We start from the raw sequence: 10,201 nt of genomic DNA on the forward strand, positions 1-10,201 counted from the left end.
TTACCTTACCAACTAGCTAATCAGACGCGGGTCCATCCTGTACCGCTAAAGCTTTGGTGCTTCGAAGATGTCTTCATAGCACTTTATCTCGTATTAGCATACCTTTCGGTATGTTATCCGTGTGTACAGGGCAGGTTACCCACGCGTTACTCACCCGTCCGCCGCTCTTTCCCGAAGGAAATCGCTCGACTTGCATGTGTTAGGCACGCCGCCAGCGTTCATCCTGAGCCAGGATCAAACTCTCAAATAAAAGTTTTGATGGGCTCAGATACTGTTATATATCTGGCTTTGTTTGGTTGTTTCAAATTCTATAAATTAACCTACTGTTTAATTTTCAAAGTTCATTTTTTCTTTTTCGTTTTGTCCGTTTCTTAAGGACAAGTAATACTATATCATCATTAATAAATACCGTCAATACTTTTTTTACATTTTTTTATTTTATTTCAAATATATATATTTACTATACTAATATTTCTTATATTCTTCACTTTTTAATTCTTATTTATTCTATCTTTATTATCTATTTTTTTCTTAACGTATATCTATTAATTAAAATAAACCTCTAATTGTTTACTTATTTAACAATTCATTAATTCTTTTCAAATCAAATCCTAGTACATGTTCTCCATTTATAATTAAAACCGGTACTGACATATACCCCATTTTAATCAGTTCTTTTCTTTGCTCAGAATTTTTAGATATATTTTTTTCTGTGAAATTTATTTCATTTTCCTTAAAGTATTCTTTTACTTTTATACAATTTATACATGTATCACTTGTATATATTTCTATATTATTCATATGTTTATTCTCCTTGTTAATTTTAACTTTCATTACTCTTGAATTTTTTATAATATTGTATTAGATTAATATTAAATTATATTTAATTTTTTAGATTAATATTAAATTAAATGATTAAGAGTATAATTAAAATATATAATTATATTATTATACAATATATCTCTACATATTAGGAGGATTTTTATTATGAGCAAAAAAGTATTAATTATGTCTGCTTCTACTGGTGGAGGACATAATAGAGCTGCTCGAGCTATTAAAGAAGAATTAACCAAACAATCTGTTGGTGGTATTCCTGTTGAGTGCGAGATAATAGATAGTTTAAAATTAGTTAATAATACTATGGATAAAATAATTTCTAGAGGATATGAAAAATCAGCTATATATACCCCTAAGGCTTATGGTAGCGTATATAGACTTTCGGAAACTACTTTAATATCAAAAAATGAATTTAAGGACAACCCTGTTACATCATTTATGGCAAAGAAATTTAAAAAGCTTCTAGATGACACTAAGCCTGACTTAATTATAGGTACTCATCCATTTCCTATGATAGCACTAAGCACTTTAAAAAAATATACTTCTGTATCTTCATTATCAGATACGTTCCATAAACATTATTATGATTTAAAGGTTCCTCCAATGATATCTGTCTTGACAGATTATACTACTCATTCAACTTGGATTCAAAATGAAATTGACTATTATATAGTTGGGCATGAATACGTAAAGGAACTTCTTATATTTGAAGGTGTAGAAAGTGATAAAGTTAAAGCTTTTGGTATACCTGTAGAAAAATCTTTCTTATCTAATAGAGAAAGAAATGTTGTTCTTACTGAGTTAGGATTATCTCCAGATAAGTTAACTGTATTGCTTATGGGCGGTAGTTTTGGTGCTGGTAATATAAAAGAAACTTTATCTGAACTTATACAAATAGATAGAGATTTTCAAGTTTTAGTAATAACAGGAAGAAATGAAAATTTAAAAGAAAAACTAGAGAAAAAATTAGATTTATCTAGTTGTAATAAAACTGTTCGTGTTCTTGGGTTTACAGATAAAATGAATGATATCCTAGCTTCAATAGATGTTTTAATAACTAAACCTGGTGGATTAACTACAACAGAAGCTTTACTTAAAGATGTCCCTATGATTGTCCCTTATTATATACCGGGTCAAGAAGAAGAAAACTTAGATTTTCTTTCAAATTGCGGAGCAGCGCTTAGAACTACAAAAAAATATACTTTATCAGTCCTTTTAAAAGTTCTTATAGATGATACTTCTAGATTGGACATCCTTAGAAAAAATATAAAATCTATAAGGAAGTTTGACTCTGCTCAAAACATATCAAACTTAGTTGTAGATATATTAAACGAAACAATATAACTTAATTTTGTTAAAATATATAAAATCCCTATTAGATTCATCAATAGGGATTATTTTTTACATAATAATATTTTAATAAGTACTTAATAGTTTTTGATATTAACCTGTTCTTTATTACATTGGCTCATAAAAGTCTTCCTCATAATCATATTGATAGTTTTTGTAGTTATTTCTAAATTCACTACTTTTAAAACCTTTTTTAGGTTTTTTATTAATTAATATGCTCATGTCATCACTTTCACTAAACTTTCCTTTATCCTTGGACTTCATTTTCTTTTTTCTTTTTTCCTTCATAGCCGTATGTTCTTCTAAGTTCATAGTTGATTTCATATTGCACCCCTATTAAAATTTTTAGATAAATATACAACAAATTATACAACACTAAACGTTTTTCTTCAATAATTCTACATTAAAATTAACACAAAAAATTTTCCTATAAAATGACAAAAAAATCGAGGTAAAAAACCTCGATTTCTATATTTCTCTTCTTCCTTCTAATGCCTTCGATATCGTAACTTCATCTGCATATTCTAAGTCTCCACCAACAGGCAATCCATGAGCTATTCTTGTAACTTTTATTCCCATAGGTTTTAAAAGTCTTGCTATATACATAGATGTGGCTTCTCCCTCTATAGTAGGGTTAGTAGCCATTATTATTTCTTTAACATCTTGATTTCCTAGTCTTTGGATTAATTCTTTTATTTTTAACATATCTGGACCTATTCCATCCATTGGAGATATCACTCCATTTAATACATGATATTGACCTTTAAACTCCCTAGTTCTTTCCATAGCAGCTACATCTCTTGGATCTTCTACCACGCAAATAACACTTGAGTCCCTATTTTTATTAGAACACATACTACATGGATCTGTATCTGTTATATTGCAACAAATTGAACAATATTTTATCTCCCTCTTAGCTTCAATAATTGCTTTAGATAATGACTCAACATCATTATTATTCATATTTATAACATGAAATGCTAATCTTTGGGCAGTTTTTCTCCCTATTCCAGGAAGCTTTGAAAACTCTTCTATAAGCCTAGATATAGGCCCTGTATAAAGTTGCATATTATCACCTACTAGAATAATCCTGGAATATTCATTCCTCCAGTTACTTTGCTCATTTGAGATGATTGCATATCATCTACACTTCTTAATGCTTCGTTAACAGCACTTAAAACTAAATCTTGTAACATTTCTATATCATCTGGATCAACAACTTCAGGTTTTATAGATATGTTTAAAACTTCTTTTTTACCATTAACCTTAACAGTAACAGCTCCTCCACCAACTGAAGATTCTACTTCCTTATTTTCTAATTCTTGTTGCATTTTTTGCATATTTTCTTGCATTTTTTGAGCTTGCTTTAATAGGTTATTCATATTTCCAGGCATCATGCCTCCACCAAAACCTTTTTTTGCCATAAATATTCATCCTCCTTGACTTATTTTTATTTTAATATTATATCATAATAGTATTTATTATTACTCTTGATTTTCATGTATACTATCTTTTATCTCTAGTATAGTTTCACTTACTATATTTTTTAAAATTTCTTCGCCTTTGTCTTTAGATTCTTCTTTTATTTCTAATTCTATATTATTAACTTCTGATTTTAATACTATTTTTATACTAAAGCTTCTGTTAAGTATTTCTCTTACTACATTTTCTATATACTGTATAGTATCTACAGAACTTAGTTTGCTCTTTGCAAAACTAAAATTATCATCAAAAACTATGTATAACATATTTGCATGAACATTAAAACTTCTAACTTCACTCAATAAAGCATATATTGGCATCTTCTTATCTTTTTTTATCTTCTGTAAAATATTTTTCCATGATGCTTCTATTAATTTTACATCTTCACTTTTTACTTCTTCATATATAACTTCTTCTTGTTCAATCGTATTATTATCTGCTGTTATAACTTCTTCTTTAGATGATACAATTTTAATACTTCCACTTTCAATTACCTTTTCAAGATTTTCTATTCTCTTTATCAACGCTTCTTTACTCTCATCAAACATAGGTTGTGCAATTTTCATCATAGTTACTTCTGCTAAAACCCTTGGATTTGATGCTGTTTTCATAGTATCTTGAGTAACCGATAATATATTAAGTATCCTTATTAAATCATTAGTATCGACTTTTTTTGACTGTAACTTAAACTTGTCTATAATCTCTTCAGGTAAAGAAATAATTTCATCTAATTCATTAGATACTTTACAAACCATTAGATTTCTAAAGTGATCTATTAAATCATTAATTAATTGCTTTATATCCTTCCCCCATATAACAAATTCATTTAAGTCTTGAAGTGATTCTTTTGTATTCTGATCTATTATATTTTGAGACATTTTAAATAATTGCTCAACATTAACCGTTCCTAGTAATTCTACTGCATCTTTATATAAAACCTTATTATCTCCAAATGATATACATTGGTCTAATATACTAAGTGCATCTCTAAGCGCTCCCTGTGAATTTCTAGCGATTAAATTAAGTGCTTTATCTTCCGCTTCAATTTCTTCTTCTTCACAAATATTTTTCATTCTTAACATCATATCTTTGACTGTAACTCTTTTAAAATCAAATCTTTGACATCTTGATAAAATTGTTGCTGGAATTTTATGTGGTTCAGTAGTAGCTAATATAAAAATTATATAAGATGGAGGTTCTTCTAATGTTTTTAATAATGCATTAAAAGCTCCTTGAGATAACATATGAACCTCATCTATTATGTATACTTTATATTTTGATTTTGTAGGCGAGTACTTAACATTTTCTCTAAGTTCCCTTATATCATCAACACTATTGTTAGATGCTGCATCTATTTCAACAACATCCATTATACTATCATTCAATATATCCTTACACACTTCACATTCATTACACGGCTCTAGATTTACGCTATTCAAACAGTTTACAGCTCTTGCAAATATTTTTGCTGTAGATGTTTTTCCTGTACCTCTTGTTCCCGAAAATAAATATGCATGTCCTATATTATCATTATCTATCTGATTTTTTAAGGTTCTAATAATATGTTCTTGGCCAACAACATCTTTAAATGTTTGAGGCCTATAAGCTCTATACAATGCTTTGTGCATTTTTTATCTCTCCTTAATAAAAAAATCCATGTACTTTATATATTTACAAAATAATGAATTAATATTTCATTATTTAATAAAAAAATCCCTTATGTAAAGGGATTAGTTTTTTTATATTAAATGCTGTACACCATCTATTGACTTAATTTCATAAGCGTTACCTAAACAGTTAGCTCAACTTAGGCACCCCCACGGCACACGAAAGTGGTCACTTACCGCTGCTTCCTTCCGGATCTGACGGGGTTCATGAGCTTTCATTGCGTAGGACCTAAGCATCAACACCACTTATTCAGGGCAGCCCTACAAAGAATAAGCCTCTAGATGGAATTCAATCCTGCTATAGCGGATTGCAGGTTACAGGGCACCGCTACCTCCCCATCTAGTACAGCAAAATTACAACCATATTTAATTTATTCCTCTGGCGGAGAGAGTGGGATTCGAACCCACGATACGCTTTTGACGACGTATACTCACTTTCCAGGCGAGCGCCTTCGACCGACTCGACCATCTCTCCATTTTATTTTTTCCTTAATAACTTAAAAAATTCCTGTAAAATAATAGAACTTTCTTCTTGCAAAATGCCGAATGTTACATCTATATTATTAAATTTAAAATAATCTATTTTAAATTCATGTTGTTTTTCTATATAAGAATTTTTTATATGCCTAGTTCCTATTATAAGTTTTTTTATTCTAGAATTAACTATAGCTCCACTACACATTATACACGGTTCCATAGTTACATACAAGTCACAATCTACAAGTCTCCATCCGCCTAATAACTCAGATGCTTGTCTTATCGCTAAAATTTCTGCATGAGCTGTGCAATCATTTAATGTTTCAGTTAAATTATGAGCTCTAGCGATTATTTTACCTTCTTTAACTATAACTGCACCAATAGGAGTCTCACCTTTTTCATATGCTTTATATGCCTCTTTTATTGCTTCTTTCATATAAAATGACTTTTCCATGTTTCCTCCTAAAACTTATAACATCCTTATCTTATCATAATTTATTTTATAATTCAACTTAAATTTGTTTTTTTAATTTCATTATAAAAGGGAGCTATTTTTTAAGCTCCCTTTTATAATTTACTTTTTATTAAAAGTTTATTATTTATATTATCTTATAATTGTTCTTTTTTAATAACATCTACACCCATATATGGTCTTAATGGTTCTGGTACTACTACAGACCCATCAGCTTGTTGATAATTTTCTAATATTGCAGCTAAGGTTCTTCCAACTGCTAATCCTGAACCGTTTAATGTATGAACATATTCTGCTTTAGATTTTTTATCTCTTTTAAATCTGATTCCAGCTCTTCTTGCTTGGAAATCTTCAAAGTTTGAACAAGAAGAAATTTCAACATATCTATTGTAACTTGGCATCCAAACCTCTAAATCATATTTAAATGCAGCTGTAAATCCTAAATCTCCTGTACATATTCTAACTACTCTGTATGGTAATCCTAATAATTGTAACATTTTCTCTGCATCATTAGTTAATTTTTCTAATTCATTGTAAGATTCTTCTGGAGCTACAAATTTAACTAATTCAACTTTATTAAATTGATGTTGTCTTACTAATCCTCTTGTATCTCTTCCTGCTGAACCTGCTTCAGATCTAAAACATGGAGTATATGCACAATATTTTATAGGCAATTGATCTATTGTTAATATTTCATCTCTGTGTATATTTGTTACAGGTACTTCTGCTGTTGGGACTAAGAAATACTCTAAGCCTTCTAGTTTGAACATATCTTCTTCAAATTTAGGTAATTGTCCTGTTCCTATAAAACTAGTTCTATTAGCCATAAATGGAGGTAATACTTCTGTATATCCATGTTCTGCTGTATGAGTATTTAAGAAGAAGTTTATTATAGATCTTTCTAATCTAGCTCCTAATCCTCTGTATAAAGTAAATCTTGAACCTGTTATTTTTCCAGCTGTTTCAAAATCTAATATATCTAAATCAGTTCCTATATCCCAGTGAGCTTTTTCTTCAAAGTTAAATTTTGGTGTTTCTCCCCATTTTCTTATCTCAACATTGTCTTCATCTGTTGTTCCTTGTGGAACATCTGGGTGAGGTACATTAGGTATTCTCATTAAATTGTATTCTATTTCCCCAGATACTTCTCTTACTTTTTCATCTAATACTTTTATTTTATCTGATAACTCTTTTAATTTTGCCTTATCTTCTGTTGCATCTTTACCTTCTTTTATAAGTTGCGGTATTTTTTTAGACTCAACATTCATTTCATTTTTCATTACTTCAACTTCTTTAAGTAAATCTCTTCTTTGGTCATCTAAAGCAACTACCGCATCAAGATCAAATTCTTTTTCCCCTCTTCTATCCATAGCTTTTTTTATATCTTCTAAATTTTCTCTAATTCTTCTTATATCTAACATTTTTACTTCCTCCTATAATTTTATTTATTTAAAAAATCCCTTTTTTGCTTGTTTAGGTTATCGATAACGTTTTTTTCATGCATGTATTCAAAACTTAAGTTAATAATTTATTGCAATATTTTTATTGATGAACGCTTTTTTGTAATAAAAAAAAGACCTTATATCCCCTATAAAAGGGACGAAAGTCTTTTATCCGCGTTGCCACCCTAATTAATCATACATTGAAAAATGTATAATTCTCTCAACCCTGTAACGTAGGCTTACGTCTAATCTTACTATAATTTCCGATTAGAAGCTCTGGAATGGATTCAAAAACCATTGTAATGAGTTCACACCAACCACTCACTCTCTTTATACAAACTTGTTTTTTACTATTTTCCTTCATTGCTTTTAAGTAATTGTTTTATTGATACTCATTATATTATATATATTAACAACTTTCAATACTATTATTCAAATTTTTTTATTTTATTTATTTACATTATTTTATTGTTATTTTGATTTGTAAAACTTAACTCATTATTATTATATAAAATTTCTGGTAAAAACGGTATTTTTATATCATTTTCATCAAACTTATATTTTACTTTTTCCATTGTATCAAAATATACATCCCAGTAATCATCTGTATTTACCCAAGGCCTAGCAATTATCTGTATTGTATTATTTCCTATAGAGTTTATTCCAATTATAGGTTCAGGCTCTTTTAAAATTCTACTTTCTTCTTCAAAAATATCTCTTAATATTTTTTTTACTAATTCTATATTACTGCTATACGAAATATTATATAAAAAATCAACTCTTCTTTTATCTTGATTCGTATAATTAATTATATTATTACTTGTTAATTTAAAATTAGGAACTATTATCGTTTTATTGTCTGGAGTTTTTAGAACCGTACTAAATATTTGTATATCTGATACAAAACCTTCCACACCTGATCCTTGTATATAATCATCTATTTTAAATGGTTTGAAAAATAAAATTATCATACCTGAACCTAAATTTGATAATATTTCTTTAAATGCTAAACCTATACTGAACCCAGCAGCCCCTAACACTGCAACTACTGATGTTGTTCTGATCCCTATCATTTCCAAACAACTCATAGCTAATACTGATAGCATTAATATATATATTCCATACACTATAAAATTACTTATTCCCTTATTTAAATTATACTTTGTAAGACATTTAATTATTAATCTTTTCGCCCATTTAGATAAATAAAACCCTATTATAAATATCACTATTCCATATAAAACATTTGGACCTTTACTTGCCAACTTATCCATTAAATTATCTATAGTTCTTTGTGTTATACTACTATTTGATGCTAGCATAAATATCCTCCTACTTATAAAAATTATGCCTAATACATTTTTATATGGTGTATTACGATAATATATCTTTTTTCTTTAATTCATTTAAAATCGCATCCATAACTTCTTCATTAGAAGTTTGTATTGTATGTATATGATTATATGTTGTTAACAATGATAATTGCTTAAATCCATCATTTTTAATTTTATTGATAAAATTATCTAAATCAATATTCGTAGATATATTTAAAATAGCCTTTATTTGTCCATAAATAGGGTGCTCTACTATTACATTTTCTACAATTCCACCTCTATCAATTATTATTTTTAGTTCATCATAAATTTCATTATAATCTTTATGATTTTTACATTTTATTTGCTTATTAATAGATTTATTTTTATTATATACAATATATCCTTGAGGAGTAGCTATTATTTCACTTCCACTTGCTCTTATAATTGCTATATCTTGGACTATCACTTGCCTACTAACACTAAACTCTTTAGCTAATTCATTTCCCTTTAATGGTAATTTAGCCGAATTTAATAGCTGTAACAATCTGTATCTTCTCTCATTAGAATCCATAATACACCTTCTTTCTATTACAATAACTAAATTTATAAAATCATTATTATAAGTATTCTTTCTACTTGTATTGTCTATTCTATTATTCTATATTTTATTTAAAAATAAATCAATAATGCTAAATTCTCATTTATTTCTAATGAATTATATTCTAAGTTACTATAATATACTTTATATTTTATGTAAATACAAAAAACTTCCTATAGGAAGTTTTTTTTGACAAATAAAAAGATTACGTGGCTACGTCCTACTCTCCCAGGAGGTTGCCCTCCAAGTACCATCAGCGCTAAAGAGCTTAACTTCTGTGTTCGGAATGGGAACAGGTGTATCCTCTTTGCTATTATAACCACATAATCTTTATGCTTAACATTTCTATTAAGTTTTAGAGTTAATACTCTAAAAACTGCATACATTTAGGAATTATCATTTTAATTCTTGGTCAAGTCCTCGATCTATTAGTATCGTTAAGCTAAATACATTACTGCACTTACACCTTCGACCTATCAACCAGGTAGTCTTCCTGGGATCTTACCCTTACGGTGGGAAATCTTATCTTGAAGTAGGCTTCGCGCTTAGATGCTTTCAGC

Annotated in this window: 10 protein-coding genes, 1 tRNA gene, 3 rRNA genes, 1 other RNA gene and 1 other annotated feature; of the genes, 1 reads left to right on the top strand and 14 read right to left on the bottom strand. The window is 28.5% G+C overall.

Going from position 1 to position 10,201, the window contains the following annotated elements:
• Both CHF27_RS12910 and CHF27_RS12915 read right to left on the bottom strand, forming a co-directional pair.
• Window positions 1–250 (bottom strand): 16S ribosomal RNA (locus CHF27_RS12910); the annotation flags it as partial.
• Between the two features lie 320 nt (window positions 251–570).
• Window positions 571–801: a glutaredoxin family protein gene (locus CHF27_RS12915; RefSeq protein WP_095406484.1), complete on the bottom strand. Its 231-nt coding sequence runs from the start codon at window positions 799–801 to the stop codon at window positions 571–573.
• Between the two features lie 186 nt (window positions 802–987).
• Between CHF27_RS12915 and CHF27_RS12920 the strand changes: the two genes are divergently transcribed.
• Entirely contained in the window at window positions 988–2,181 is a 1,194-nt protein-coding gene (locus CHF27_RS12920; RefSeq protein ID WP_095406485.1) for an MGDG synthase family glycosyltransferase, read from the top strand.
• Window positions 2,182–2,295: 114 nt separating this feature from the next.
• Here the strand turns inward: CHF27_RS12920 and CHF27_RS12925 are convergent, their stop codons facing one another.
• The 12 genes from CHF27_RS12925 to CHF27_RS12980 form a co-directional block, all read right to left on the bottom strand.
• Window positions 2,296–2,511, bottom strand: coding sequence for a hypothetical protein (locus CHF27_RS12925; protein WP_095406486.1), 216 nt, complete (start codon window positions 2,509–2,511; stop codon window positions 2,296–2,298).
• 144 nt (window positions 2,512–2,655) lie between these two features.
• Window positions 2,656–3,255, bottom strand: coding sequence for a recombination mediator RecR (gene recR, locus CHF27_RS12930; protein WP_095406487.1), 600 nt, complete (start codon window positions 3,253–3,255; stop codon window positions 2,656–2,658).
• 11 nt (window positions 3,256–3,266) lie between these two features.
• On the bottom strand, window positions 3,267–3,611 hold the full coding sequence (locus CHF27_RS12935; RefSeq protein WP_095406488.1) for a YbaB/EbfC family nucleoid-associated protein: 345 nt from the start codon (window positions 3,609–3,611) through the stop codon (window positions 3,267–3,269).
• 60 nt (window positions 3,612–3,671) lie between these two features.
• Complete coding sequence (gene dnaX / locus CHF27_RS12940) at window positions 3,672–5,297, bottom strand: DNA polymerase III subunit gamma/tau (RefSeq protein WP_095406489.1); 1,626 nt, start codon at window positions 5,295–5,297, stop codon at window positions 3,672–3,674.
• A gap of 123 nt (window positions 5,298–5,420) precedes the next feature.
• Window positions 5,421–5,685, bottom strand: an RNA gene (gene ffs, locus CHF27_RS12945) — signal recognition particle sRNA large type.
• Window positions 5,686–5,716: 31 nt separating this feature from the next.
• Window positions 5,717–5,811 (bottom strand) — tRNA-Ser (locus CHF27_RS12950).
• A gap of 3 nt (window positions 5,812–5,814) precedes the next feature.
• The gene (locus tag CHF27_RS12955) at window positions 5,815–6,267 is read right to left on the bottom strand and encodes a nucleoside deaminase (RefSeq protein WP_095406490.1); all 453 of its coding nucleotides are present in this window, start codon (window positions 6,265–6,267) and stop codon (window positions 5,815–5,817) included.
• A 155-nt stretch (window positions 6,268–6,422) separates the two neighbouring features.
• Entirely contained in the window at window positions 6,423–7,706 is a 1,284-nt protein-coding gene (serS, locus tag CHF27_RS12960) for a serine--tRNA ligase (protein ID WP_095406491.1), read from the bottom strand.
• A gap of 171 nt (window positions 7,707–7,877) precedes the next feature.
• Window positions 7,878–8,100 (bottom strand) — a binding site (T-box leader).
• Window positions 8,101–8,182: 82 nt separating this feature from the next.
• Entirely contained in the window at window positions 8,183–9,049 is an 867-nt protein-coding gene (locus CHF27_RS12965) for a mechanosensitive ion channel family protein (RefSeq protein WP_095406492.1), read from the bottom strand.
• Between the two features lie 52 nt (window positions 9,050–9,101).
• The gene (locus CHF27_RS12970; RefSeq protein ID WP_095406493.1) at window positions 9,102–9,614 is read right to left on the bottom strand and encodes a transcription repressor NadR; all 513 of its coding nucleotides are present in this window, start codon (window positions 9,612–9,614) and stop codon (window positions 9,102–9,104) included.
• 234 nt (window positions 9,615–9,848) lie between these two features.
• Window positions 9,849–9,965 (bottom strand): 5S ribosomal RNA (rrf, locus tag CHF27_RS12975).
• Window positions 9,966–10,049: 84 nt separating this feature from the next.
• Window positions 10,050–10,201, bottom strand: a 23S ribosomal RNA gene (locus CHF27_RS12980); the annotation flags it as partial.

Source organism: Romboutsia maritimum, assembly GCF_002251085.2.
Lineage (GTDB): Bacteria > Bacillota > Clostridia > Peptostreptococcales > Peptostreptococcaceae > Romboutsia_B > Romboutsia_B maritimum.